Source organism: Thermodesulfobacteriota bacterium (assembly GCA_040757775.1).
Taxonomy (GTDB): domain Bacteria; phylum Desulfobacterota; class UBA8473; order UBA8473; family UBA8473; genus UBA8473.
The window spans coordinates 1-26,467 of the sequence record JBFLWQ010000003.1 but is presented as its reverse complement, the minus strand read 5'-3'; the positions used below and the strand labels follow the sequence as shown (position 1 = coordinate 26,467).

The window sequence follows — 26,467 nt, the reverse complement described above, 5'->3', positions numbered from 1 at the left end:
ACATGGTTAAAAACGACAATGATTTCTTAAAAAAGCTTCTGGCAACATTCAAAATCGAAGCCCATGAGCATATCAATGCCATGTCCTCCGGGCTGATTGAACTGGAGAAATACCCTGGCTTTGACAGGCAGGTACAGATAACCGAGACCGTGTTCAGGGAAGCACACAGTCTGAAGGGGGCAGCCCGGTCTGTCAACATTACTGAAATTGAGGCAATATGCCAATCACTGGAAAGCGTCTTCTCCGCTTTAAAAAGCCAGAAAATACCGGTATCAGTGAGGCTGCTGGATGTGCTTCACCATGCAGTTGACAATCTCAAGACACTCCTTACATCTATAGAAAGAGAACGTACCGCTGATGAGAAATCGAGAGCTGCGGCGACGGTTAAAGCACTGCAGTCTATATTGACTGACACCACTGGTAGTCAGGAATCAGAAGACAGAGGACAGAAGACAGAGGACAGGGAACCGATAACCGCCCACCGACCCCTGACCCCTGATCACCGCTCACCGACCACTGATACCGTACGGATATCCACCTCAAGGCTGGAATCTTTGCTGCTACAGATCGAGGAACTTCTTTCATTCAAACATGCCACAGCCCATCTGGTTACTGAACTGCGCGGGTGCAATGCCAGCCTGACCGAATGGGAAAAAGAGTGGAATAAACTCCTCCCCTATGTAAGGATGGTACGACAGTCGCTGGAAGAAAAGAACTGCCATGACCAGGGCAGAACCAATTCCCACATTGCCCGACTGCTGGAGTTCCTTGATTGGAATCAGAGCCATATTATGTCGCTGGAAAGCAGGCTTGACGCGCTTACAAAGACAGCCAAGCAAGACAGTCATGTGCTTGACGGAGTGGTAAACAACCTCCTGCAGGATGTGAGAGTGGCTTCGATGCTTCCCCTATCGTCGATTCTGGAGATTTTTCCCAAATTTGCGCGAGACCTCTCACGGGACCAGGGCAAAGATGTAGAGCTGGTAATTAACGGGCAGGAGATCGAAATCGACAGGCGTATCCTGGAAGAAATGAATGCCCCGTTCATGCATCTGGTCAGAAACTGTATTGACCATGGCATAGAGAAGCCAGAGGAGCGAAAGCGCAAGGGAAAATCACCTCGCGGCACAGTTACCGTTGCTATCTCTCAGACAAAAAGTAACAGCGTTGGTATCACAATCTCCGATGACGGCACTGGAATCGACGTGGCAAAGGTTAGAGAGGTAGCGCTGAGGCGTGGTATTATTTCTCAGGAAGAAGCAGAGAGACCCGATGAACAGGTGGCACTGTCACTACTCTATCAATCAGGGGTTTCCACCAGTCCCATCATTACCAACATCTCAGGCAGAGGCCTGGGTCTGGCTATTGTGCAGGAGAAAGTAGAAAGACTCGGCGGTACAGTATCGGTGGAAACAGAACACGGTGTTGGCACCACATTCCGCCTTAGTCTGCCGCTGACGTTGGCTACATTTCGAGGGATTGTCGTTCGTGCCGGCGAATGCCTCTTTGTTTTACCCACGACAAATATAGAGCGGGTGCTAAGTGTGAACAAGGAAGATATTAAAGCAGTGGAAAATCGAGAGACGATCCAGCTTGACGGACAGGTCCTCTCGCTTGTAAGGCTTACAGAGGTTCTGGAACTTTCCCTGCAAGATACTGCAGCAGATTCCGCAAACACTTTGCCTGTCGTGGTTTTGGCTTCCGCTGAAAAGCGGCTTGCCTTTTCGGTGGATGAGATTATTGATGAACAGGAGGTCTTAGTGAAAAGTCTTGGCAAGCAGCTTTCCCGTGTGCGAAATATAATTGGAGCCTCTGTTTTAGCTACAGGCAAGGTAGTGCCAGTTCTCAATGTCAGTGACCTGATGAAATCAGCAGTGAAAGTCAGTGCTGCCCCTCCCAGAATCACCGTGGCGAAGAAAGCTGCATTTGAGATGAGGTCTATACTGGTAGTGGAGGACTCAATCACCGCACGGTCATTGCTGAAGAATATTCTGGAGGCAGCAGGATACAACATCAAAACCGCCATTGACGGCATTGATGCCTTTACGGCATTGAAGACCGAAAGGTTTGACCTGGTCGTATCAGATGTGGATATGCCCAGGATGAATGGCTTTGATCTTACAGCGAAGGTTCGTGCCGATAGAAAACTAGCTGAACTGCCCGTAGTTTTAGTCACGGCTCTCGACTCTCGCGAACACCGTGAGCGGGGCATTGAGGTTGGTGCTAATGCCTATATCGTTAAGAGTAGTTTTGACCAGAGCAATTTGCTGGAAGTAATCAGGAGACTGATATGATTAAAGTCCTTATTGTTGATGATTCTGCCGTTGCCCGCGAGTTCCTGGTTCATATCCTTGGCTCTGATCCGGAACTAGAGGTCGTTGACACTGCCAGGGATGGTGAGGAAGCTGTTGAAGCTGCTATGTGCCTTAAGCCTGATGTTATCACTATGGACATCCATATGCCAAAGATGAACGGCTTTGAGGCAACTCACCGAATTATGGAAACCCAGCCCACGCCCATAGTCATCGTCAGCGGTACTTCGACTGTAAAAGAAGCGGCTACGGCATTCCGTGCTGTGGAGGCAGGCGCCCTGACTGTCATCTCCCGGCCAAAAGGCATCGGTGACCCGGAATACGAGACAACTGCCAGAGAGCTGGTTCAAACTGTAAAACTGATGGCCGAGGTCAAGGTGGTCAAGCGCTGGCATCGCCCTAAAAAGGAACAGGTTATACCAGCGACTGCGAATGAAATCAAGGCATCCTCGGCAGAAGTCAAGGTGGTAGCTATAGGTGCCTCAACAGGTGGACCGCTGGCCCTTCAAGCCATTTTATCCAGGCTTCCTAAAGAATTTCCAGTTCCCGTGCTGATTGTCCAACACATGGCTGCCGGATTTGTTCACGGTTTTGCAGAATGGCTCTCAGGGTCTTCCGCTCTTTCAGTTCATGTCGCTGTTAACAATGAACCTTTTCTGCCCGGGCATGCTTATCTGGCACCGGATGGATTCCATATTGGAGCAGTGCCTGGAAATCGAATAATGCTGAGCCAGAGTGAATCTGAAAACGGTTTACGTCCTTCTGTTTCTTATCTCTTCCGCTCGGTAGCACAGCTCTTTAACAAGAATGCCGCTGGCATTTTGCTCACCGGCATGGGTAAAGACGGCGCTAAGGAATTAAGGCTGATGAAGGACAGGGGCGCTATCACTATTGCGCAGGATAAGGAAAGCTCTGTAGTCCACGGTATGCCTGGTGAAGCCATAAGCCTTGGCGCGGCTACATACGTATTGCCGCCAGAAAAAATTGCAGATGCATTAATCAGCTTTACTAACAGCAAAGGGGAGGTAAAGCTATGAATGTAGAAGAAAAGCTCAGAAATGGGAAAGTAGAGATTCTCATTGCCGAGGATAGCTCTACACAGGCTGAACAACTGAAATACCTTCTGGAAAAACACGGCTATCAAGTTTTAGTTGGTAAGAATGGTAAACATGCCTTGAATTTATTGCAGCAGCACAGCCCAATGATTATCATCAGCGATATCATTATGCCAGAGATGGACGGCTATGAACTATGCCGTCAGGTTAAAGCAAATGAGAAGCTTAAGAGTATCCCCGTCATACTCTTGACCGCCTTGTCTAACCCTGAAGACGTCATCAGAGGCTTGGAGTGTGGGGCTGACAACTTCATTACAAAGCCCTATGATGAAAAGTATCTCATCTCCCGTGTTAACTATCTCCTGGCAAATATGCATTTGCAGGCTATTGATGAATCGCAGGGAGGGCTGACCATCCACTTCGGGAAACAGAAATACTTTATCAGTTCAAATCGCCTGCAAATTTTCAATCTCCTTCTATCCACATACGAGACTGCCATCCATAAGAACCGGGAGTTGGAAAGGGTACAGGAAGAATTGAGGAAGCTGAACGAACAACTGGAGGATAAAGTTAAAGAAAGAACCGCTACACTGATGGCAGAAGTTGCAGAGCGCAAGCAGGCGGAGGAGGCGCTACGTGCATCTGAAAAGCGCTATCAGTCATATATTGAGGTAGCTGGAGGCCTTGGATGGGTTACTAATGCTAGTGGTGAGGTAGTTGAAGATATACCTTCATTCCGGAATTTTACCGGTCAATCGTATGAAGAGGTCAAAGGCTGGGGATGGTCAAAGGCATTGCATCCGGATGATGTTGAGCGTACGGTGCAAATGTGGAAGGAAGCTGTTGAAAAGAAAGCTAACTATAAAATTGAATACCGCTTACGCAGATACGATGGAAATTACCGCTACTTTCTGACACGTGGTGTCCCTCTTTTCGCCAAAGACGGAAGTATACTTGAATGGGTTGGTACCTGCATCGACATCACCGAGCGCAAAGAACTTGAAAATCAGCTTATCCAGTCTCAGAGGTTGGAAGCTATTGGAAGGCTTTCAGGCGGTATTGCCCATGACTTTAACAACCTGATGACGGCTGTAGTAGGCTATTCCGACCTTCTCACGATGAAACTCGGGCATGACAGCGATATCTGTAAAGATATCGAACAGATAAAGAAGGCAGGACAGAGTGCGGCAAACCTGAGCCGTCAGTTGCTTGCCTTCAGCCGAAAGCAGATTCTGCAGCCCAGAGTAGTGGACCTCAATCATATTGTAGACGATGTTGATAAGGTGCTTCAGCGTGTGATAGGTGAGGACATCAGCCTGATAACTGTTCTGGAACCACAACTGGGATACATATCGGTGGATCCCGGGCAGATAGAGCAGGTAATCATGAATATTGCGGTGAATGCCAGGGATGCCATGCCCAATGGAGGAAAGCTTACCATTGAGACAGGCAATGTGTACCAGGACGAGAGATATGCTCAGAAATACCTTGGGTTTCAGCCCGGCTCCTACGTGATGCTTGCTATGACCGATACAGGCACCGGGATGGATGAGGAGACCAAATCCCACATATTCGAGCCATTTTTTACCACAAAGGAGGAAGGCAAGGGTACCGGGCTGGGCATGTCCACGGTATACGGAATCGTCAGGCAGAGCAACGGTTACATATTTGTCTACACCGAACCCGGAAGGGGAACAACCTTCAAGATTTATCTGCCCAGGATTGAGGGGAATGCAGAACCAGAGGAAAAGGAAAAATTACCTGTAAAAGTGCTCAACGGTACAGAGACCTTGTTGGTGGTGGAAGACAACGACAGTGTGCGTAATCTTGCCAGGAAAGTTCTCGGGGGTTATGGATATACAACCTTAGAAGCGGAAGACGGAGAATCTGCCCTGAAGCTCAGTGAGGCACATGAGGGGTCTATTCATCTGATGTTGGTTGATATTGTGATGCCAGGGATTAGTGCCCGTGATCTCGTAGGTCGGTTAAAAACCTTTCGACCGCAAATGAAGGTACTTTATATGTCGGGGTACACGGAAAACGCCATTGCCCATCAGGGTGTTTTGAACCCTGGAATGCCTTTTCTCCAGAAGCCATTTACACCTGTTGTCCTGGCACAAAAGGTCAGGGAGGTATTAGATTCCTGATTGCGGATTCCAGAATACGAGATTCATAATGAATCTATAAAGTTTCAAATTAACGGAAATGGAAAGGAAAAGATGGAAGAGGAAAAGGTCAGGATCCTGGTTGTAGAAGATGAGTCACCGATCAGGAATCTTCTCAAACGATTGCTCGAGACAAATGATTATCAGTGCACCCTGGCTGCTAATGCAGAAGAGGCCAGGGAGTTCCTGAAAAAGAGCCACTTCGAACTGATACTTTCTGACCAGGTTATGCCGGGAGAGACAGGATTGGAATTCCTTAAGTATGCCTTACCCAATTACCCGGAGACCAGGGCTATAATGGTCTCGGTGATGGATAGCCCTGGCATTGCCAAGGAGGCTATGGAATTAGGCGTCTACGGATACATCATTAAACCATTTGAGGCCAACGAGTTATTAATCAGTGTGGAAAATGCGCTGCGTCGTCGCCAGTCGGAAATAAATGAAAGGTGCCTGCGAGAAAATCTGGAACAAATGGTTCAAGAACGAACCAGAGAGCTTCAGGAGGCATTGAAAAAGCTAAGAAAAAGTATGGACGGGATAATTCAGGCTGTGGCAATGACCGTTGAATCAAGGGATCCATATACGGCAGGACATCAAAAGCGTGTGGCCAATCTTGCCTATATCATTGCCTCTGAGATGAGGTTGCAGGAGGATAAGCTTGAAGGGACCCGTATGGCTGGAACTATCCACGACCTTGGCAAGGTATCCGTACCCTCTGAGATTCTCAGCAAGCCTGGCAGTCTGAATGAGATTGAATTTGGTTTGATTAAGGGCCATGCCCTGGTGGGTTACAATATATTGAAAGATATAGACTTCCCATGGCCCATGGCACAAATTGTCTTTCAGCATCACGAGAGGATAAATGGTTCCGGATACCCTCAGGGGCTTTCGGGTGAAGGCATTCTCATGGAAGCAAAAATTTTAGGTGTAGCCGATGTTGTTGAAGCTATGGCTTCTCACCGTCCTTACAGACCTGCCCTTGGTACAGACAAAGCCTTAGAGGAAATCTCCCGGAACAAGGGAATCCTTTATGATGCTGATGTGGCGGATGCCTGTTTAAAGGTTTTTACCGAGAAGGGCTTCAAATTCTCTTTTGACTCCCTCTAGCAGCTTATTATACTTTGAATCTATCTTATCCAGAATACCCATCCACTGAGAAGACCCTTCCACATTAACCTCAACAGCAGCCCCTGAAATGCCTTTTTGCTTCCAACCGTTTTTTAAGGATGCTTCTAATTTTTTCTTTAAATTCTTATAACTCTCATCTTTCTTTGATTCATATTCTCCACAGACATCCATAATCCCTTCTTCTGTCTCTCTCATAATATTGTCACTCATGTATCCCCTCAGGCTTCTAAGCCCTTTTAGAAGCCTTTTGTAATTCTTCAGGTCGGTCTTTTCTACAAGCCTTGAACAGATGGCTCCGGCAACAACCGGTCTTACCCTCTCTTCATATTTGCTTACGTATCTGTCTAAATCATCCGAGCTCCCATAGTCATCTTTAACGTACCTGTCAGCGAATATGCGGGCTCTGGAAATATACTGTTTCACTTGAAAATCCCCATTTGACAGCCCCGATATAATCGGGGCTGTCCTACTATCTCCTCTTTTTCCCCCGCCATTTTTCAAGCCTGCTCTTTATCTCTGCCTCAAAGCCATGATCGGTGGGTTCGTAGTAGATTCTGCCTTTGAGGTTTTCAGGCAGATACTCTTCCTCCACATAACTATCAGCGAAGTTATGGGGATACTTATAACCCTTTCCATAACCCAACTTCTTCATCAGGGAAGTGGGGGCATTGCGTATATGGAGAGGGACAGGCAGTGCCTGAGTTTCCTGAATGTCTTTCTTTACCTTTGAATATGAGGTATAGAGGGCATTGCTCTTAGGGGCGCAGGCAAGGTATGTTGCAGACTGAGCTAGTGCCAGATCCCCCTCTGGTGAACCAACAAACTGATATGCCTGCATAGCGGAGACCGCCACCTGAAGCGCCCGTGGATCCGCATTTCCCACATCCTCAGATGCAAAGCGTATCAGGCGCCTGGCTATATAGAGAGGATCTTCACCTGCCTCCAGCATCCTTCCCAGCCAGTAGAGGGCAGCATCGGGATCACTTCCCCTCATGCTCTTATGCAGGGCTGAAATCAGGTTATAGTGTTCCTCGCCTTCCTTGTCATAGAGTAGAAACCTGCGCTGTACTACCTCCTCTACTATCTCTCTGGTTATGTGTCTCGTATCCCCCTTATCAGGTACTGTGGTCATAACAGCCAGTTCCAGGGTATTCAATGCCCGACGGGCATCACCATCAGCCATACCTGCAATATACTTAAGTGCAATCGGGTCTATACTGGCACTGTAGTTTCCCAGTCCCCTGTCTTTATCTGAAAGTGCCCGCTTAAGTATAATCTCCAGATCCTCTTCCTTTAAGGGGTTTAAGACAAAGACTTTAGCGCGGGAGAGCAGAGGAGATATAACCTCAAAGGATGGATTTTCAGTTGTAGCCCCTATAAGGATTATCGTTCCATCCTCAACATGGGGGAGGAAGGCATCCTGCTGTGCCTTATTGAAGCGGTGGATTTCATCTACAAACAGGATGGTTTGTTTGTTTTTAAATCTCCGCTGATTCCTTGCCTGCTCTATAACCCCTCTTATATCTTTAATCCCTGCCAATACTGCACTGAATGAGATGAAATGTGCCCCTGTCTTTGCAGCTAAAATATGGGCCAGAGTTGTCTTGCCTGTACCTGGAGGTCCCCAGAAAATTGACGACTGAACCTCATCTGCCTCTATGGCTCTTCGAAGAACCTTTCCTTTTTTCAGGATGTGGTCCTGTCCAACAAACTCCTCCAGGGTATGGGGACGCATCCTGTCAGCAAGCGGTGCCCCCGTCTTCAATTCATCCCTGGTATAATGATCAAACAGGTCCATTTGTACGACCACTACAACATTATAACTTAAGCGTTCAGCAAGTGGGTAAACTCCCTTCCCTTAATGGGAAAGTCACCAACTACTTTTCCCTCCCCCATCAAGGGAGAGGGAAAAGTTTATATTACCCACTCACTTGGAGAAAGAGCCGATAATATATTATCTACATCTATATGCCTCAATGTTAACCCTATTATGTCACCCATTTCAAGTGAAAAAATATCTACCCTGGGGTCAAAAGGCAAGACCCCCAACATTGGAATGTGGGACAGCCCCTTTATTACTTCAGGATTTGTTCTTTCGGCTATCCCTGCCTTTTGTTCATCCATTCCATTGATAATAAAGCCTCTGACTTCTATTCCCTTTTGCTGTGCTTCTCTCAGGGTTAGGAGGGCATGATTGATTGTGCCCAGACCAGGTCTTGCAACTATAATGCAAGGCAGATCTAACTCCTTTATCATATCAGAAACGAAGTAATCCTCCTTTATTGGAACCAGGATGCCTCCTATCCCTTCTACAACAATAAAATCATGCCTCTGGCTAAGCTTGAAATAGGCATTGCGAATCTTATCCAGTTCTATTTCACATCCCTCCAACCTGGAAGCAACCAGAGGTGCCAGAGGTAGTTCTATGGTTATAGGGTTTACCAGATTCAGTTCATCATGGCATTCGATGGATTTTAGGAGAAACTGGACATCTGTGGATATAAGCCCATCCGGGGTTCTGATAGCCCCGGTAGCAACCGGCTTCATAACCCCTACGTCTATGCCTTTGGCCTTTATTGCACCTGCTAATCCAGCAGCTACTACTGTTTTACCAACTTCCGTATCTGTTCCTGTAATAAAGATACCCTTTTTCATCTAATAACCTAAATAATACCCAACCTTTGCCCCTCACTCTCAAATACTTCCAATACCCTATCTATCTGTTCATCTGTGTGGGAAGCCATTAAACTGGTTCTTATCCTGCTTTTTCCTTCGGGAACGGCGGGTGGCCGTATTCCAGGGGCGTATATCCCCTTTTGGAATATTGCCCTTGCGAATTCCATAGTCAAGGAGGCATCCCCAATCAGTATTGGTATAATTTGAGTTTGACTTTCCATTGTATTGTAACCCAGGTTTGCCAATCCTTTCCTGAATCGGGCAATATTCCTCCATAAACGGGTTCGAATCCAAGATTCCTTTTCCAGTATCTCAATGGCTGCGATAGAAGAAGCACAAACACTTGGGGGCAGGGCTGTGGAAAAGATAAAAGGCCTTGCCTTATTCCTCAGATACTCGATTATAACCTTTGATCCTGCTATATATCCACCCATACTCCCCAATGCCTTGCTAAAAGTTCCCATATGAATTAAATTCTCATCTGTTAAACCAAAGTATTCTGCCGTGCCTTTTCCGTTTTTACCAAGCACCCCTGTGGCATGGGCATCATCAACTATTACCAGGGCATCTTCTTTCCTGGCAATATCTAGTATCTCAGGCAAAGGGGTTATATCTCCATCCATGCTGAACACCCCATCGGTAACTATAAGCATTCTCTTATAGCTATCCTTTGAGGAAGATGCATCGCCTTGTAAGAGAATTTCTTTGAGTTTTTCAATATTCTTATGAGGATAAACCCTTACTTTAGCCCCACTTAACTTGCAACCATCTACTATGCTGGCGTGATTCAGTTCGTCACTTAGAATAAGATCCCCCTTGTTTACTAAGGAGGTTATTACTCCAATATTGGCCATATATCCAGTAGGAAATACAATAGCCGATTGACACCCTTTAAATCTTGCTGTTTTCTTCTCTAACTCTTCATGGATTTCCATGTTCCCAGAAATCAGTCGGGATGCACATGCCCCTGTGCCATACTCGTTCAGGGCCGAAACTGCGGCATCTTTCAATTTGGGGTGGGTAGCAATCCCCAAATAGTTGTTGGATGACAGAAGAATAACCTCTTTGCCGTCTATAGCTACTGTTGTGTCTATAGACCCTGCAATCGTCTTTAGATCCCTATAGAGGCCTAATCTTTTCAGTCTCTCTATCTCTTGATTCAATAATTGATCCATTGTATAGGAACTTCCTGAATGTTTACTTTTCTGTTACAATTCTAATAGAATCAAAAGTTACCTTGAGCAACTCATCCAATTCTTGCAGTGTAACACTCAAAGGGGGCATGATGACTATTATATCACCCAGGGGTCTCAATATTACGCCCCTTCTTCTCGCCTCCATTATAACCTTTATACCTGTCTTATTTTGTGATGGGAAAGGTTCTTTTGAATCCCTGTTTGAAACCAGTTCTATTCCCGCCATAAATCCCTTTTGCCTCACATCTCCCACATGTTCCAGATCCCAAAACCTATTAAGCCCCTTCTCCATAAACTCAATCTTTTCCTGAAGCTCAATAATACTCCTATCCTTCTCAAAGACATCCAGGCTTGCCAGTGCAGCAGCACATGCTACGGGATTTCCTGTGTAGGTATGACCGTGGAAGAAGGTCTTAAACTCATCGTATTCTCCTAAAAAGGCATTAAATATCTCATCGCTTGTAATAGTGGCTGCCAGAGGAAGGTAACCGCCGGTAATCCCTTTACCCAATGTGAGAATATCCGGTGCTACGTTCTCGTGCTCGCATGCGAACATCTTGCCGGTCCTGCCAAAACCCACGGCAACTTCATCGGCAATCATAAGGATATTGTATCTTGTGCAGAGTTCTCTTACCCCCTTGAGATAACCCGGAGGAAAAACCACCATCCCCGCTGCACCCTGAACCATGGGTTCAACAATCATGGCAGATGTATCATGGTGGTGTTGTTTCATGATGCCTTCCAACTGGGTCAGACATTCAAGGGCACAGGAAGGATAGGTCTTCTTAAGACTGCAACGATAACAGTATGGAGACTCTCCCTTCAGGGAATCAAAGAGCAGGGGCTGATAGGTTTTGTGAAACAACTCAATCCCCCCCACACTTACAGCGCCTATGGTGTCACCATGGTAAGCATTCTTTAACGAGATAAACTTTTTTTTCTCGGAGGACCCGTTGGGCTTTTGCAGCCAATATTGAAACGCCATCTTCAAGGCTATCTCTACTGCAGTAGCACCACTGTCAGAGTAAAACACCTTATTGAGACCCTTCGGTGTTATCTCTGCAAGCCTTCTGGCAAGCTCTATTGCAGGGGGATGGGACAAGCCGAGAAGGGTGGTATGGGAGACCTTTTTTACCTGTTCTGTTATTGCCTGAGTTATCTCTTCCCGACAATGTCCGTGTACCGTGACCCACAGAGATGATATGCCGTCCAGGTATTTATTCCCATATATGTCCCATAGGAATGAGCCCTTTCCTTTTTCTATAATAAGGGGTTTTTCCTGAATGTAATCCTTCATCTGGGTAAATGGATGCCATATATACCTTTTATCATCCAGTTCAAGTTGAAGATGCTTACTCTCGATAGCCATTTATGTCTCCTGTATGTTCTTTTAGTAGGTGCATGGCGGCGCCGTGCCCTTACTGGGGCTGGGGTACCAGCATCAAATCCTCTATCAATTGTAAATCCTCCTTGGGATTACTGCCGGGGGTAGTCAGATAATTTCCTATCATGGATGCATTTGCACCTGCCAGATACATCAGGGGCTGAATACCTCTCAGATTTCTTTGCCTTCCACCACATATCCTTATATCCTTTATGGGATGAATAAATCGGAATATTGCTATAATCTTCAATAACTCCATTGGGGGAATAGGAGGAGCATTTTCTAATGGTGTCCCGGATATGGGATTTAAAAAGTTAAGGGGTATGGAATCCACTTCCAATTCTTTCAGGGCAAAGGCGAATTCCACTCTCTGCACCGGAGTCTCTCCAATACCAAGTATTCCACCACAACAAACCTTGAACCCCTGTTCCTTTGCTATCTTGACTGTGTTTACTCTTTCCTGATATGAGTGGGTTGTGCATATCTCTGGGAAGAAGCTCTCTGATGTTTCCAGATTATGGTGATAGCGCTCCAAACCCGCTTTCTTCAAGTCACGGGCAGTTTCTCTTGTAAGCGTTCCCAATGAGGCGCATCTTCCTATGGCTACCGTGGAGGACATATCCTCGATTGCTGTGCATATAGACTTCAATTCTCCAGGGTCCTTGACATTTTCTCCGCTTACAACTATGCCAAACCTGTTCGCCCCAATGTTAGAGGCTTCTTTTGCACTTTCTACAATTTTCTCCTCAGTTACCAGAGGGTATCTTTCAATATCAGTGGGGTAATGAGCCGACTGGGAACAGAAGGCACAGTCTTCGCTGCACCTGCCCGATTTCGCATTTATAATAGCACAAAGGTCAATAACGGGACCTTTGAGTTCTTCCCGTATGATATTGGCGAAATTGATCAAAGAAACTATATCTCTCTGTTTTGTGATCTCCATAAGGCGAGATGCCTCTTCAAAGGTAACCTCTCCGCCTCCTAAAACCCTATCCGTTAATCCATAAAGGAATTTTAACACTTTGAGATCTCCTTAGTAAATATGTGTTATACCAAGTTGTATTCAAACGGCTACTTATCTGTAGACGTCATTGCGAATCCACCAGAGGCGGATGAAGCAATCTCATAAAAAAAGGGGGATTTCAGTTTAATGTCAACCATTACCAATTATATGGTTTACAAATAGACCAAAAAAAATTATCGGTCAATCTTTAAGGATACATCTCCACTGAAAATCCTCTTTCTTTTACCTTTATAATCCAGAAGAATAAGACAACCATCTTCATCCACGGATTCAGCAACCCCCTCTTCTGTGATACCGAAAGAGGCTATCCTTACAGGTTTTCCGGTTATTAAAGAGTGTGCATTCCATTCATTACGGATTTGAGTAACCTTGCCTTTCTTAAGTAAATTGTAGCCTTTCTCTGTCTCTTCTAGAATAGATCGGAGCAGTACTACTCTGGAGATTTCTTTTCCCAATGCCTTTGAAAGGCTCGTAGCAGTATCCTTAATTTCCGGATAAATTGAAGGATCAAAATTCACGTTTAACCCTACTCCCACAATTACAAAGTTTACCCGGTCATGTTCAGCGCTAAACTCTGTCAGAATCCCCCCTATTTTCTTACCACCTATGTATATATCATTGGGCCATTTTATGAGAGCGTTTAGTGTAGTAATGGCTTTAATTGCCTTGACTACAGCCAGGGAGGTAAGCATTGTTAATGAGAATACCTGCGAAGGTCGAACATCCGGACGAAAGATTATAGACATAAGAATATTTTTATACGCAGGGGATAACCAGCTTCTATCAAGTCTGCCTCTCCCCTTAGTCTGCTCCTCCGCTGTGACAACAGTTCCCTCTTTGGCTTCATTTATTGCCAGGTTTTTGGCGATTAAATTTGTTGATTCTGTCTTTGGATAATAGAATATCTCCTGTCCAACGAAGGATGTCTTAATGCCATCTTTGATTTCCAGGGGGATCAGCTTATCAGGGGGGATAACCAGGTGATAACCTAATCTGGATTGGGCATCAATACAAAACCCCTCTTTCCGAAGTTTACATATCTGTTTCCAGACAGCTGCCCTTGAGATGTTTAATCCCCGGGCGACTCTCTCGCCGGATATGTATCCTTCGGCATCTTTGAGTAATCGTAGTACTTCTTTAGTGTTGTTTACAAAAGACATCATTTCAAGGGATGTGATTCTTAACAATATCCTTATAAGCCGGTACAATCCCGAAACCATCAGCGGCAATGACTGCTCTTTTGACCGCTTCGATTATAGCCTCTTCAGCCAGAAGTCCAATGGTATTAATCTCTGCCTTTAATTTACGTGTTGAAAGGGTGATGACCAGATCTCCATCAGACGACAGATGTATTGGGGATATTGTTTTGGCAAACCCCGTGTGTGCCATCTGGGCAACCTTGATTGCCTGCATTTTAGTTAAAAGGGCGTTGGTAGCCACAACCCCAAGGGTTGTATTCTGAAAGAATTCCTCTTTGCCCGTTATCCCTTTCTTCATATGTTCAAAAGAGTTTATAAGCGAATGCCCATCCTCGGAATCCCTGGCACCAGCAATTATTTCTCTAATCTCGTTGTTTACTACATCACCGAATGCGTTTACTGCAACAGCCGCTCCTACAATCAGGCCATTTGAGAGTTTTTTGGAGGCTGTGCCAAACCCTCCCTTCATTGCCCTCTCGATACCAAAGAGCTTGCCAACAGTAGCTCCTGTACCCACTCCAATGCTTCCCTCCTTGACTTTTCCAGATGTTGCAGCCTTACAGGCTTTATAGCCCATCTCCTTATTGGGTCGGACCTTGTAGCTTCCGAAGGAAAGGTCATAGATTATTGCGGTTGGTACGATAGGGACTTTTGTGGCAGAGGTGGGAAACCCCTTTCCCTTTTCTTCCAGATATTTCATTACTCCTCCGGCAGCATCGAGGCCAAAGGCACTCCCACCAGCTAAGAGAATAGCATAGACCTCTTCAAGGAGATGCTGTGACTGGAGGGAATCTGTCTGGCGTGTTCCTGCCGCTGATCCTCTGATGTCGATCCCGCCGGTTGCCCCGTCTTCACAGAGGATTACGGTACACCCTGTAAGACCTTCAAAGTCGCTGGCATGTCCTACCCTGATCCCTTCTACATCCGTTATCGCATTAAACATGAAATGACCTTTTATTATCCTTGAATCCTCAAATCATCGGTTTTAGCCGATGGTAGTTGACTTAGCTAATTTACTTGAGATATATAAGTTAGTCAAGAACAAAAACGTCCAAATTCCTTGACTTCCAGGTTGCGTATATTATATCATAATCAATAAATTTGCCCGGTTTTTACCTGTCTGATTCTAAAATCTTGGAGAAGGATACATGAGGATAATGGGTCTGGATGTGGGGAGTAAGACCATTGGTGTGGCAGTGAGCGATGATATGGGATGGACCGCTCAAGGGGTTACGACTATAACGCGTAAGAATCTGGATAGCGACCTTGAAGAACTCAGGAAGCTGATGGACCAATATAATCCTTTAGAGATAGTAGTGGGGCTGCCTAAAAATATGGATGGTACCATAGGTAAGCAGGCAGAAGAGGTGCTAGCCCTGGTAGAGACCATTAAAAAGATTCTGAATATCCCTGTAATTGCGTGGGACGAACGGCTCTCTACAGTAGCTGCCAACAGGTTTTTGTTAGAGGCGGATATCAGTCGTAAGAAGAGGAAGAAGGTTATCAATAAAATGGCAGCAGTATTCATTTTGCAGGGATACTTAGACAGCAGGACAGGGTAAGCTAAAATGAAGAGAGCTATTTCTTATATCCTGATGTTGTTGATTGTCCTGGGACTATTAGTGGCACTGAGTATCTTTCTGTATCTTGCTACTCCTGCCAGCTATACAAAGATCTATAAAGTGGTCTATATTCATCCAGGAGCCACTTTCACTGAAGCGGCTGAGCTTCTGAAACAGGAAGGGATTATTAAAGATATAAGGGGGTTTTCCTTATTAGTTAGATTCCATCAGGCAGCTAAGAGGATTAAACCGGGAGAGTATTCCCTGAATACAGCCATGGTGCCTTTAGAGATATTGGATATATTGGTTAAAGGAAAGGTAGTTGAGCATTTTGTTACAATACCGGAGGGGTATAATATATATCAGGTAGCAGATTTACTGGACAGTCTCGAACTCGCCAATAGTGAAAGTTTTCTTGAAAAGTGTTTTGACCCCTCTTTTATATCATCTTTGGGAATCGAGGGGGATAGCCTAGAGGGTTATTTGTTCCCGGATACCTACAGTATGCCCCGATATATAGGCGAAAGCAATATATTGAAAATGATGGTAAGCCGGTTTAAAAGGGTTTATACCAGTAGATACGATGGAAGAGCAAAACAGTTGGGGTTTACAATGAAAAAAGTTGTTACCCTTGCCTCTATTATTGAAAAGGAGACTGGAAAACCATCGGAGCGCCCTTTAATCTCGGCTGTATTCCATAACAGGCTTAAGAAGGGTATCAAACTGCAAAGTGATCCAACTGTTATCTATGGTATTGCCAATTTCGATGGCAATATAACTAAAAGGCATCTCAAAAGAAGGAGCCCTTACAACACCTACTTACATTACAAGCTTCCTCCAGGTCCGATTGCTAACCCAGGAGAGGACTCTATAAGAGCCGCTCTTTTCCCTGCTAAAGTAGGTTATCTCTATTTTGTTTCAAAGAATGATGGTACTCACTGCTTTTCTAGCAGCCTGCGAGAACATAACGTGGCGGTTTGGAAATATCAAAGTGGAAAAGATAACGTGGAGGAGACTGGGTCTGACCAATAAACATGGATCATCTCCAAAAAAGTTGGTGAAATCATGAGGAGTCAAGGATTCAAGGATTCGGGGGGAATGCTTGAGGCTTAAGAATTACAGATAGGTAAGTATTCTAAAATACACAAGGAGGTTAGTATTATGAAGGAAATGGATCTCGCCAGGCTTTCTAAGGAGGAACTGATAAACCTGATAAAGGTATATGCAAGATTATTTCTTGCCCTTGACGGATTCTGGTTTCTTGAAGTGGAAAAGAAGTTTGGCTATGAGGCGGCCCTCGAGATGGATACGAAGGCATGGGAAGGATACTTTCCTTATGAAGCAAGGTTGTTGAGAAAGACCCTTGGGATAAAAGAGGAAGGTATTCCGGGGATTATTGAGACCTTAAAACAGTCTGCCTTTGTCCCCTGTATGGAACAGAAGATAGAGGAAGTATCGGAGAAAAGAGGGGTCTTTGCCCTTTACAAGTGTCCTTCCCTTGAGGCAATGGAAAGGGCAGGGAGAAAAGAATTCACATGTGAACCGGTGGGAACTATAGTTTTCCAGAAATACGCCGAGAGTATTGACCCCAGGGTAAAGGTAAGGTTCCTGGATGGCCCTCCCAGAAAGTCTCCTGAGGATGTCAGTTGTAAGTGGGAATTCGCCCTGGAAGAAGATATGTAAATATATCAGGTGATAAAGGACGTAATGTCCGGAATTTTATAGCCTCCCGCGTTTTTTACCCTTTCTGCCTGTTATTTGTGATACCCTTCCTTTGACAAGGCTCATCCTTGGCAGTGTGCGGCCACAAGAACAGGGTTCATAGGGCAGTATTTTTGCTACATCACCTGTCCTGTATCTGATTAGCGGCATCGTTTCATATAGCAGGGGGGTTACAATCAATTCTCCCTCTTCACCATAGGGAAGTGCCTCTCCGTTTTCAGGGTCAACAACCTCAAGGATTGACCGATGGGAAAAGATATGCAATCCTTTCCTTGCTTCACACTCTGCAGCGATGGGTCCTGATTCCATCATATGCCACAAGGTCATTACAGGTGCACCAAAGAGTTCCTCCAGTTGAATTTTCTCGGAATCCGGAAGAGGTTCTCCCACACCTATAATCATCCTTAAATGAAGGTCTCTTACATTGATTCCCATTTCCTGTGCCTGGGACGCAAACCTCTTCAGCTGGCTTGGGAAATGCTCTAAAACCGTTACCCCGGCCGTCTTGCTTATCATTATCTGCTTGTCCAGCATAAATCTTCCTGCGCTGAGAAGGAGAAATGTTGCACCTAACCTGTCATAGCCCATTTCAGAAATGTCATAATTGGTCAGGATCTGAGCTGTATCATTACGCCTTACTCCTACCGTCCATCTTCCCTGTGCCTCAGCGTCTATAAGGGTATCTGTGTCTTTCTTATTGAATGGTATGGGCTCAGGCATACCCGTCGTGGTGCCGGAGGTGGAATTGAATCTTTCTATCTCCCCTGGCAGGACGGTCAGTCTGTCTGAGAGCGGTCTGTTTCGGATGTCCTCTACATCGTCAGTTAATGGGAGATTCCTGATATCCTCAACTGTCTTTATATCTGATGGTTTTATACCTGCTTCATCGAATTTTCGACGGTAGAGTGATGTCTTTTCATAAGCAAGTGTTGTCAACACCCGGAGCCTTTGCCCCTGAAGTTCCTGGAGCTTATCCAAGGGCATTGTCTCTTTTTCAGGATCCCAGTATTTTCTTTTATCTTCCATGTGGTTTCCTCCTAATACGTTTTGGTTATGCGGGCTGTCTTAAATGCGAAGCCGGTGCTAAGGGACCCTTTTAGAACCAGTTCTACATCGCTGTCTAAGCCGTAATTACGCTGAAACGCTTCATGCACCTTATCCTTAAGGGTCTTCAGGTTTTGTACATCTGGTTTATATTCTATCTTCACCTTTAGTTTTTCCATTTCTCCAGGTTTGTATACGTCCACCATATAATCGCCTGCCAGACCGTCGATACTTGCAACTACCTCCTCAACATCAAGTGGCAGAATCTTTTTGCCCCGGATGTTAATTAAGTGAGAAACTCTCCCTCTGACAGAGCTCATCCTCGGCAGGGTTCGACCGCATGAGCAGGGTTCATAGGGAAACATCCTTCCTACATCTCCAGGTCTGTATCTGATGAGGGGCATCGTCTGATTGGACAGGGCGGTAATGATGAATTCTCCTTCCTCCCCGTCCGGAAGAGCTTTCCCCGTTTCTGGATCAACAACCTCAATAATATAGCGGTCTGCGAAAAGGTGCATTCCGCTTCGGGCTTCACAATCAGCACCCATTATGCCTAAATCCATAGATCCCCACCATGAAAAATAGGGCATTCCATATTGGGCTAAGAAATTTTTCTTGTTGGCTTCAGACCAGGGTTCACCGATTCCTATTGCAATCCGCAACTTCGTCTGTCTTATGTCAATGCCTATTTCTCGGGCTCGCTCGAAGTACGCCAGCATGAAACTGGGCATGTATTCAATAACTGTGGCTCCGACTTTTATAGCCAAGTTTATCTCCTGGTCTAGTTTGTAGCGAAGGATAGCTGGCATTATGACTGTTGCCCCGAACAGTCTGTAGCTGAAGCTACAGGTGTCTCACCTGGTCATGATCTGGACAACATCATCCGGTCTGACCCCTATTGCCCATTTTCCCCTTGCTTCTCCATCAAAGAAAGTGTTAATGTCATGTTTGTTAAAAGCCAGAGGTTCGGGGATACCTGTAGTGGTACCTGTTGTAGAGCTGAAGACTTTGACCTCTTCTTCAGGGACAGCCAGCCTGTCAATAATCGGTTTTCCCCGAGTGTCAGCATCTTCAGTTATGGGGAGTTTGCGAATGTCTTCCAGCGTTGCGATGTCCGAAGGTTTTACCCCTGCTTTATCAAACTTCTTTCTATAGAAAGGCGTCTTTTCATAAGCTCGTGTAGCCATCTCCTGAAGCCTGTCCAGCTGGAGTTTCTTCAGCTTATCCAGAGGCAGAGTCTCTACCCCTTCATCCCAGAATTTCCTTTCTTTTGCCATGATCCAACCTCCCTTCCTTTCTTTTCAGGAAAGAAAACCCCCTGTTTAAACGCTTCACTCTCCTGAGGTACAGTTGTATTACCCATTTTCTCAGAGGGTTAACCTCCCGGGCAGTAATGGAATAATGCTTATACCCTGGAAAATAATACTAGTCTGTTTTATAAGGTATGTCAAGTATGTAGTTACCCTAAATTTGAATAACCATAAACAAGGTAGAAAAACCGATGGTGATTGATAAGAACGGTAGGTATAATAGATTGACTTTATTATGAAAATGGCTTAGATTCATTAAATGAACGCTGAAGCAAAAAGGGATATTTTTTAAAAGCCCTCAAAATAAGTAAATAGAAGGGGAGAAAGATGCTTGATGATAAAAAAATCGGATTTATTGGATCAGGCAATATGGCAGAGGCAATTATTAAAGGGATTATAAGGGCAGGGGTAGTTTCTCCGAAGAACATAGTATCATCAGATGTATCGGAGGACAGAAGGAGATTATTCAGCAATTCCTTTGGGATCATAACTACCCCAAGTAACCTTGAGCTTATATCTCAGGCGGAAGTTATTGTTTTAGCAATAAAACCCCAGACTATAGGGTTTGTTCTAAAGGAGATTGCCAAGGCTGTTGATATTTCTAAACTTGTAATATCCATTGCTGCTGGTGTTACATTAAAGTATATTGAGAGCAATTTCAAAAACAACAGCCGGATAGTCAGAGTTATGCCAAATACACCGGCATTGGTCGGAGAAGGGGTTACAGCCGTCTCTCCCGGATCGAAAGCTACCAAAGAGGATTTGGATATTGCCAGGAATATATTTGATGCCGTTGGTAAGACAGTAGTAGTTGAAGAGAGATACATGGATGCGGTAACAGGGCTTAGCGGGAGCGGTCCTGCTTATGTTTTCTTAATTATTGATGCCCTTATAGATGCAGGAGTGAAGGTTGGCCTGAATCGGGATACTGCCAAAACTCTGGCTGTACAGACAGTCTTCGGCTCGGCAAAGATGATATTCGAAACCGGAGAAACTCCTTCTCAACTGAGAGACAGGGTTACATCGCCCGGAGGTACAACCATTACAGGTCTCCACGTCATGGAGGCAGGCAGACTGAGAGCAGTCATAATAGATGCCGTTGAGGCTGCCACCAATCGCTCAAAGGAACTGGGGGAGCTATTCTGAAGATTATGAAACTGTTTCTTGCTTCATCTTCACCAAGACGGAAGGAGTTACTGGAGCAGATTGGGCTGCGGTTTGAGGTTATTCCCAGCGAAGTGGAGGAGAAGATCAAAGACGGAGAGAATCCAGTAGAACATGTACTTCGCCTGGCTGAAGAGAAAGCCTTAGTAGGGGCACAGTTCGCCATACCCCTCTCAGAAGACTCATGTGTAATAGCAGCTGATACTATTGTTTTGGTGGATGGGGAAATTTTAGGGAAACCTGCCAGAGAACAGGATGCCTGTCAAATGCTCTTAAAACTCAGCGGTAAAGACCACCGTGTAATAACAGGTTTCTGTATCCTTAACACAGGTAATGGAGAATCAGTCAAGGAGTCTGTGGAAACAACCGTAACGTTTAAGGAGCTTACCGAAGAGGAAATCCAGAGATATATTAAGACCAGGGAGCCGTTTGATAAGGCTGGAGGTTATGCGATTCAGGGAAAGGGTTCTTTTATGATCAGGGAGATAAAAGGTTCGTATACCAATGTGATTGGTCTTCCAATATGTGAAGTGGTGGAGGCTTTGCAAAGAGTGGGTGGGGGGTAAGGCTTTGTTCAACATGAATGTTTATGGAAAAGGGTTATAATGTCCAAAAAGATAGAGTTTAGCTTACATTCTCTGTTAAAAATTGAGATTTTAAAGGCACATGGTTTTGATATCTCAAAAGAAATGGTTGAAGATATTATCAGATTTCCTGATAAAATAGAAGAAGGTTACGAGGGAAGATTGGTCGCCCAAAAAGGTATAGATGATTCTCATGTAGTTAGGGTTGTCTATGAAACAGGAACAGAGGGATATTATATTGTAACCGTTTATCCCGGAAGGAGGTCAAGGTATGAGAAAGATTAGATACAGCAAGGATGTTGATGCCCTTCTTATCGAGCTTTCAGATAAGCAGATAGATTACGCAGAGGAAGAAGGGCAGATGATTATCCATTTTTCAAAAGACGGTGAGCCTGTTCTTCTTGAAATACTCAATGCAAAGGATTTCGTTCTTGACTCTCTTTCCAGTGTTGTTAAAGAAAAAGAAGTAGCGATTCCTTAGAGAAAAATAGGATGGTTCTTTTAAAACTGCCTGCAACAGACGGCTAACATGTAATAAAAGACACTACCAACATTCTTTCTCAGGATTACCAGATGTCGAAAATCGCTGACAACTTATTATCGGTAAAAGAAAGGATTGAAAAGGCTGCTCTTAAGGCTGGCAGAGACCCTGGGGAGGTTAAACTTGTAGTTGTTTCGAAAACGATAGAGGTTGAAGAGATCAGGGAGGCTATATCAGCAGGGGCAACCATTTTAGGTGAGAGTTACGTGCAGGAGGCGAAGGAAAAGATTGAAGAGATAGGCCATCAGGTAGGGGCACGGCGCGTCGTGCCCTTATTCTGGCACATGATTGGTCATCTCCAGACCAATAAGGTAAAACAGGCAGTTAGCATGTTCGACATGTTCCATTCAGTGGACAGGAAAGTTTTGGCAGAAGAGATTGATAAAAGGGCAAAACAATCCGGGAAGAGAGTCAGTGTCTTGATTCAGGTAAACATCTCCCATGAGACTACAAAATCGGGCATAGAAAGAGATAGAGCTATCTCCCTTGTCTCAGAAATCGCCAACTTAACAAACATAAAGGTAGAAGGTCTGATGACAATGCCCCCCTACTTCGATGATCCGGAAGACGCCCGTTCTTACTTTAAATCATTGAGGGAATTAAAAGAGGAGATTGAGCGAGAAGGACTTGAAAATATCTCCATGAGGGAGCTCTCTATGGGGATGTCCAGTGATTTTGAGATAGCCATTGAAGAGGGGGCAACCATAGTCAGGATAGGAACGGCAATATTCGGAGAAAGAGAGTAAGCCGATGAAAGAGAAAATAGAGGTAGTATCCTTTGATGTGGACGGTACGCTGGTTCCTATGGAGTTCAACAACCTGATCTGGCTGGAGGAGCTTCCCTGCCTCATAGCAAAAAAAGAGGGTATGAATTTTGAAGATGCTCAGGCTTATACCATATCGGAGTATGAGAAGGTCGGAGAAGGTGATTTGCGCTGGTACGAGATGAATCACTGGATTGAGCACTTCGGTCTGCAAACCAGCTTTGAAGAGATACTTTCCAAGTATGAGTCCAGAATAGAGGTATTTCCGGATGTCATTCCTACCCTGGAGAGGCTGGAGGACAGGTTTACCCTGATACTTACTACAGCCATGCCAAGGGAATTCCTGGATGTAAAGATAAAGACAATCAAGCAGTTCTTTAAGTTTGATTTTTCTGTAATATCCGATTTCAAACAGTTGAAGACCCCGGACAGCTATCTGACTATCTGTAATAGACTGGATATATCGCCCTCGGAGTTCCTCCATATCGGCGACCATTGGGAATATGATTACATCGCCCCCAGGGAGGCAGGTGCCAATGCCATCTTTCTTGATAGAGAGAAGAAGATGGCAGGGGACTTCATTATACATGATTTAGAGGAGTTGGAATTATAGTAAGCATTCAGCGGTCAGCATTTAGCCATCAGCAAGATATAGTAGCTTCTTTCTTAAAGTGAGTGAGAGGTAATATAAACTTTACCCTCACCCTTGACCCACTTGAAATGAGAAATAACACATGAAAAAATACACCTTAAAAACCATAGAATCAGAGGCAGATGCAAAGAAGCCCTTTAAGATTAAATACGAAGATGAGCTTAACGAAGCTCAGCTTAAGGCTGTAGAGGTCGTTGATGGGCCAATTCTGGTTATTGCAGGCGCAGGCAGTGGAAAAACCAGAACTTTGGTATATAGGGTAGCCAGATTGGTGGAAGAGGGTGTAAAACCAGAGCATATATTACTGCTTACCTTTACCAGAAAAGCTTCCCATGAGATGCTGAGAAGAGCTTCTGAAATCCTGGATGAAAGATGCGGAAAGGTATCAGGGGGGACTTTCCATTCTTTTGCGAATACCATCCTCAGAAGATATGCCAATCTTATCGGATTCAACAATAATTTTACTATCCTGGATCGCGGGGACTCCGAAGATGTTATTAACCTGATAAGGGCACAATTTGGATTTCACAAGAAGGAATTAAGATTTCCCAGGAAACAGGCTGTTACAAATGTTATTAGCAAATCCATCAACAAAGGCTGTCCCATTGAAGACGTCCTGATAGAAGATTACCCTCAGTTCGCAGAAAATTCATATGATCTGCAAAAGATATACGAAGAATACAAAAGATATAAAAAAACCAAATCCATTATGGATTATGATGACTTGCTTATTTACCTGAAAATCCTCCTGCAGGAAAATGATGACATCAGAGCCAAACTATCCAATTTTTACAGATTTATAATGATAGATGAATACCAGGATACAAACAGATTACAGGCAAACATAGCCCGGCTCCTTGCCTCAGAACATCAAAATATTATGGCAGTAGGAGACGATTCCCAGAGTATATATTCCTTCCGGGGAGCCAACTTCAGGAATATTATGGACTTCCCCAGAATATTTCCAGACACAAAGATCATAACCATAGAGCAAAACTATAGAAGCATCCAGTCGGTTCTTGACCTGACTAACGAGATTATCCAACATGCAAAGGAAAAATATTCTAAAACCTTATTCACCAGAAAAGAAGGCAAAAAAAAACCTGTTTTCATTGAGACACAAAATGAAAATTACCAGTCAAAATTTATAATCCAGAGAATCTCAGAATTAAGAGATGGGGGTATACCTTTAAATAATATTGCTGTTCTGTTTCGAGCTGCCTGGCATTCAAATGATTTAGAGATTGAATTGGCAAGCCACAAAATCCCTTATGTAAAATATGGCGGCTTTAAATTCATTGAAACAGCCCATGTTAAAGATGTAATCGCCCATTTAAGGGTTGTTTTCAATCCCCTGGATTCTATCAGCTGGCATAGGACATTACTTTTGATAGAAGGGATAGGTCCAAAGACGGCAAATGATATTACCTCTGAAATCGTTGACAATAAAACCGGGCTGCAGTTTTTAAAAGAAAACAGCTTTTTAATGAAGAAATACCATAAAGATTTAACTAAGTTATTTTCAACGCTTGAACAGATTTCCGCTAAAGACATCCCTCCAACAGAACAAATAAGAATACTTCTTGAATACTACAAACCTCTCTTAGAGAATAAATATGATGATTTCAACAAAAGGCTCAATGACCTTTATTCATTAGTAAAAATTTGTGAAAGATATGATAATTTAGAGCAATTTTTAGTCGATGTAACCCTGGAACCACTGGAAATAAGTCAAATTGATGCAGGTGCCATTGATAAAGAAAAAGAAAATTTAACCTTGTCTACAATTCATTCAGCTAAAGGACTCGAATGGCATACAGTCTTCATAATATTCCTTGTTGACGGTTACTTACCATCCTCCTATTCTCTGGACAGTGCGGAAAATATCGAAGAAGAAAGAAGGCTTTTTTATGTGGCAACAACCAGGGCTAAGGAGAATCTGTATATGATAAAACCAGGGATTGAATATAATCCGCGAAATTATTTTAGCCAGTCTTATTCAGGATTTTCCAGGGTTTCTAGGTTTTTGAGCGAAGGAAACATATTAAAAAAGTATGTAGAGAAATGGGCGTTAGTACCGTAATTATTTTGCTTATCGGCAAATTTAGTTGTGATTATTTTTGCCTCATGGTAAAAATAATCATGCTTATTAAACGACAACTATCCCGGGGAGCGGTTAAATATTCCTTGTCTATATCAACTCACATTAGAAGGAAATGAAGATTTTCTCGATGGCCGGGTGCGAGTCATGCACGCTGCTAAATTTTTACAGATTTTACCCTGATTGGTTTGAGAGCTTTAAAAAACTCCCGCTATATCATTTTGACTCTCTCATTTGTCATTCCGAACGAAGTAAGGAATCTTGTTATTTTGAAAAAGCCGACAGCTATTTCAGGTAGTGATAGTGATGATGTAAAACACTATTAGGGGAAGACAGTGCAGCTACCCCAGCCGTACACTGATCAAGATTATAACACTCTATGAACCAGACCTGGATCTATGGGTGGACTTCAGGATCAGGCAGCAAAACCAATTAGGTGAGTAATTATGAAGGAAACAATGATTGAAACAGAAGTCACGTACACTTTGACTCACGGAGGGAAATTCTATATTATTGAGCATGTGCCAGCCCGTGTATGCAGGGAAACCGGAGAGCAATTCTTTTCCCCTGATACAGTGGAACATCTCCAAGATTTGATCAAGGGGGGGGGGGGGGAAAGCCAGCCAGAGTGATTGAGACCCCTGTTTACGAATATGCATGAACGATGCCCAACACACTTATAATGCCTCCCGTTGTCCAGAAAAAAAGCTTTGCAATGATGATTTTGCGAAGAGGTAGAGGTTTCTCTTAACGATTTAAAATCATAGCAGAATTAAAGACCTCCTCCAGATTTCCACATGCCACTGACTTCCTCAACTTTCTCCTATTCGCGGTTAAGAACTAAAAAAGTAACTATAGTACCTTTTGCCCAGACATATAACTAG

Annotated in this window: 25 protein-coding genes and 1 pseudogene; 15 read left to right on the top strand and 11 right to left on the bottom strand. The window is 44.3% G+C overall.

Annotation, left to right across the window (positions count from 1 at the left end):
- Positions 1 to 2: 2 nt before the first annotated feature.
- The 4 genes from AB1401_02705 to AB1401_02690 are packed head-to-tail and all read left to right on the top strand — an operon-like array spanning position 3 to position 6,639.
- Positions 3 to 2,294, top strand: a complete 2,292-nt coding sequence (locus AB1401_02705; GenBank protein MEW6614368.1) for a hybrid sensor histidine kinase/response regulator — start codon at positions 3 to 5, stop codon at positions 2,292 to 2,294.
- Positions 2,291 to 3,349: a chemotaxis response regulator protein-glutamate methylesterase gene (locus AB1401_02700; GenBank protein ID MEW6614367.1), complete on the top strand. Its 1,059-nt coding sequence runs from the start codon at positions 2,291 to 2,293 to the stop codon at positions 3,347 to 3,349. The genes AB1401_02705 and AB1401_02700 overlap by 4 nt, the downstream gene beginning before the upstream one ends.
- Positions 3,346 to 5,514: a response regulator gene (locus tag AB1401_02695; protein ID MEW6614366.1), complete on the top strand. Its 2,169-nt coding sequence runs from the start codon at positions 3,346 to 3,348 to the stop codon at positions 5,512 to 5,514. Before AB1401_02700 ends, AB1401_02695 begins: the two co-directional genes overlap by 4 nt.
- The gene (locus AB1401_02690; GenBank protein ID MEW6614365.1) at positions 5,515 to 6,639 is read left to right on the top strand and encodes an HD domain-containing phosphohydrolase; all 1,125 of its coding nucleotides are present in this window, start codon (positions 5,515 to 5,517) and stop codon (positions 6,637 to 6,639) included.
- Here the strand turns inward: AB1401_02690 and AB1401_02685 are convergent.
- The 8 genes from AB1401_02685 to AB1401_02650 form a co-directional block, all read right to left on the bottom strand.
- The gene (locus tag AB1401_02685) at positions 6,589 to 7,083 is read right to left on the bottom strand and encodes a hypothetical protein (protein MEW6614364.1); all 495 of its coding nucleotides are present in this window, start codon (positions 7,081 to 7,083) and stop codon (positions 6,589 to 6,591) included. The two genes, AB1401_02690 and AB1401_02685, sit on opposite strands and share 51 nt — an antisense overlap.
- A gap of 46 nt (positions 7,084 to 7,129) precedes the next feature.
- A complete protein-coding gene (locus AB1401_02680; protein MEW6614363.1) occupies positions 7,130 to 8,458 on the bottom strand; it encodes a replication-associated recombination protein A in 1,329 nt (442 codons plus the stop codon).
- Positions 8,459 to 8,574: 116 nt separating this feature from the next.
- A complete protein-coding gene (bioD, locus tag AB1401_02675) occupies positions 8,575 to 9,315 on the bottom strand; it encodes a dethiobiotin synthase (GenBank protein ID MEW6614362.1) in 741 nt (246 codons plus the stop codon).
- Positions 9,316 to 9,323: 8 nt separating this feature from the next.
- Positions 9,324 to 10,511: an 8-amino-7-oxononanoate synthase gene (gene bioF, locus AB1401_02670; protein MEW6614361.1), complete on the bottom strand. Its 1,188-nt coding sequence runs from the start codon at positions 10,509 to 10,511 to the stop codon at positions 9,324 to 9,326.
- A gap of 22 nt (positions 10,512 to 10,533) precedes the next feature.
- Positions 10,534 to 11,901 (bottom strand): adenosylmethionine--8-amino-7-oxononanoate transaminase, encoded by a 1,368-nt coding sequence (gene bioA, locus AB1401_02665; protein MEW6614360.1) that lies wholly within the window; start codon positions 11,899 to 11,901, stop codon positions 10,534 to 10,536.
- A gap of 49 nt (positions 11,902 to 11,950) precedes the next feature.
- Positions 11,951 to 12,937, bottom strand: a complete 987-nt coding sequence (gene bioB / locus AB1401_02660; GenBank protein MEW6614359.1) for a biotin synthase BioB — start codon at positions 12,935 to 12,937, stop codon at positions 11,951 to 11,953.
- Positions 12,938 to 13,113: 176 nt separating this feature from the next.
- A complete protein-coding gene (locus AB1401_02655) occupies positions 13,114 to 14,160 on the bottom strand; it encodes a biotin--[acetyl-CoA-carboxylase] ligase (protein MEW6614358.1) in 1,047 nt (348 codons plus the stop codon).
- Positions 14,105 to 15,082 (bottom strand): P1 family peptidase, encoded by a 978-nt coding sequence (locus tag AB1401_02650; GenBank protein ID MEW6614357.1) that lies wholly within the window; start codon positions 15,080 to 15,082, stop codon positions 14,105 to 14,107. The genes AB1401_02655 and AB1401_02650 overlap by 56 nt, the downstream gene beginning before the upstream one ends.
- 205 nt (positions 15,083 to 15,287) lie before the next feature.
- Here AB1401_02650 and ruvX point away from each other — a divergent pair, with 205 nt between their 5' ends.
- The 3 genes from ruvX (at position 15,288) to AB1401_02635 (ending at position 17,384) form a co-directional block, all read left to right on the top strand.
- Complete coding sequence (gene ruvX, locus AB1401_02645; protein ID MEW6614356.1) at positions 15,288 to 15,701, top strand: Holliday junction resolvase RuvX; 414 nt, start codon at positions 15,288 to 15,290, stop codon at positions 15,699 to 15,701.
- A gap of 6 nt (positions 15,702 to 15,707) precedes the next feature.
- A complete protein-coding gene (gene mltG, locus AB1401_02640; GenBank protein MEW6614355.1) occupies positions 15,708 to 16,733 on the top strand; it encodes an endolytic transglycosylase MltG in 1,026 nt (341 codons plus the stop codon).
- 129 nt (positions 16,734 to 16,862) lie between these two features.
- Positions 16,863 to 17,384 (top strand): DUF6125 family protein, encoded by a 522-nt coding sequence (locus tag AB1401_02635; protein MEW6614354.1) that lies wholly within the window; start codon positions 16,863 to 16,865, stop codon positions 17,382 to 17,384.
- Between the two features lie 36 nt (positions 17,385 to 17,420).
- Here AB1401_02635 and AB1401_02630 read toward each other — a convergent pair whose 3' ends face one another.
- From AB1401_02630 to AB1401_02620, 3 genes are all read right to left on the bottom strand, one after another.
- On the bottom strand, positions 17,421 to 18,449 hold the full coding sequence (locus tag AB1401_02630; protein MEW6614353.1) for an AMP-binding protein: 1,029 nt from the start codon (positions 18,447 to 18,449) through the stop codon (positions 17,421 to 17,423).
- A gap of 11 nt (positions 18,450 to 18,460) precedes the next feature.
- Positions 18,461 to 19,234, bottom strand: a complete 774-nt coding sequence (locus AB1401_02625; protein MEW6614352.1) for a hypothetical protein — start codon at positions 19,232 to 19,234, stop codon at positions 18,461 to 18,463.
- Between the two features lie 87 nt (positions 19,235 to 19,321).
- Positions 19,322 to 19,744, bottom strand: coding sequence for a hypothetical protein (locus AB1401_02620; protein MEW6614351.1), 423 nt, complete (start codon positions 19,742 to 19,744; stop codon positions 19,322 to 19,324).
- A gap of 360 nt (positions 19,745 to 20,104) precedes the next feature.
- On the opposite strand from AB1401_02620, the gene proC reads away from it, so the two are divergent.
- The 8 genes and pseudogenes from proC to AB1401_02580 all read left to right on the top strand — a co-directional run bounded on the left by proC (position 20,105) and on the right by AB1401_02580 (position 26,244).
- Positions 20,105 to 20,923, top strand: coding sequence for a pyrroline-5-carboxylate reductase (gene proC, locus AB1401_02615; protein MEW6614350.1), 819 nt, complete (start codon positions 20,105 to 20,107; stop codon positions 20,921 to 20,923).
- Positions 20,920 to 21,507: a Maf family protein gene (locus AB1401_02610; GenBank protein ID MEW6614349.1), complete on the top strand. Its 588-nt coding sequence runs from the start codon at positions 20,920 to 20,922 to the stop codon at positions 21,505 to 21,507. The genes proC and AB1401_02610 overlap by 4 nt, the downstream gene beginning before the upstream one ends.
- A 39-nt stretch (positions 21,508 to 21,546) precedes the next feature.
- Positions 21,547 to 21,810, top strand: a complete 264-nt coding sequence (locus tag AB1401_02605) for a DUF4258 domain-containing protein (GenBank protein ID MEW6614348.1) — start codon at positions 21,547 to 21,549, stop codon at positions 21,808 to 21,810.
- A complete protein-coding gene (locus AB1401_02600; GenBank protein MEW6614347.1) occupies positions 21,797 to 22,006 on the top strand; it encodes a DUF2283 domain-containing protein in 210 nt (69 codons plus the stop codon). The genes AB1401_02605 and AB1401_02600 overlap by 14 nt, the downstream gene beginning before the upstream one ends.
- 92 nt (positions 22,007 to 22,098) lie before the next feature.
- On the top strand, positions 22,099 to 22,812 hold the full coding sequence (locus AB1401_02595) for a YggS family pyridoxal phosphate-dependent enzyme (protein ID MEW6614346.1): 714 nt from the start codon (positions 22,099 to 22,101) through the stop codon (positions 22,810 to 22,812).
- Positions 22,813 to 22,816: 4 nt separating this feature from the next.
- Positions 22,817 to 23,443 carry an HAD family hydrolase gene (locus AB1401_02590; protein MEW6614345.1) on the top strand — a complete coding sequence of 209 codons (627 nt, stop codon included), beginning with the start codon at positions 22,817 to 22,819 and terminating at the stop codon, positions 23,441 to 23,443.
- Positions 23,444 to 23,564: 121 nt separating this feature from the next.
- Complete coding sequence (locus tag AB1401_02585) at positions 23,565 to 25,565, top strand: ATP-dependent helicase (GenBank protein MEW6614344.1); 2,001 nt, start codon at positions 23,565 to 23,567, stop codon at positions 25,563 to 25,565.
- A gap of 464 nt (positions 25,566 to 26,029) precedes the next feature.
- Positions 26,030 to 26,244: pseudogene (locus AB1401_02580) on the top strand (YgiT-type zinc finger protein).
- Positions 26,245 to 26,467 lie beyond the last annotated feature (223 nt).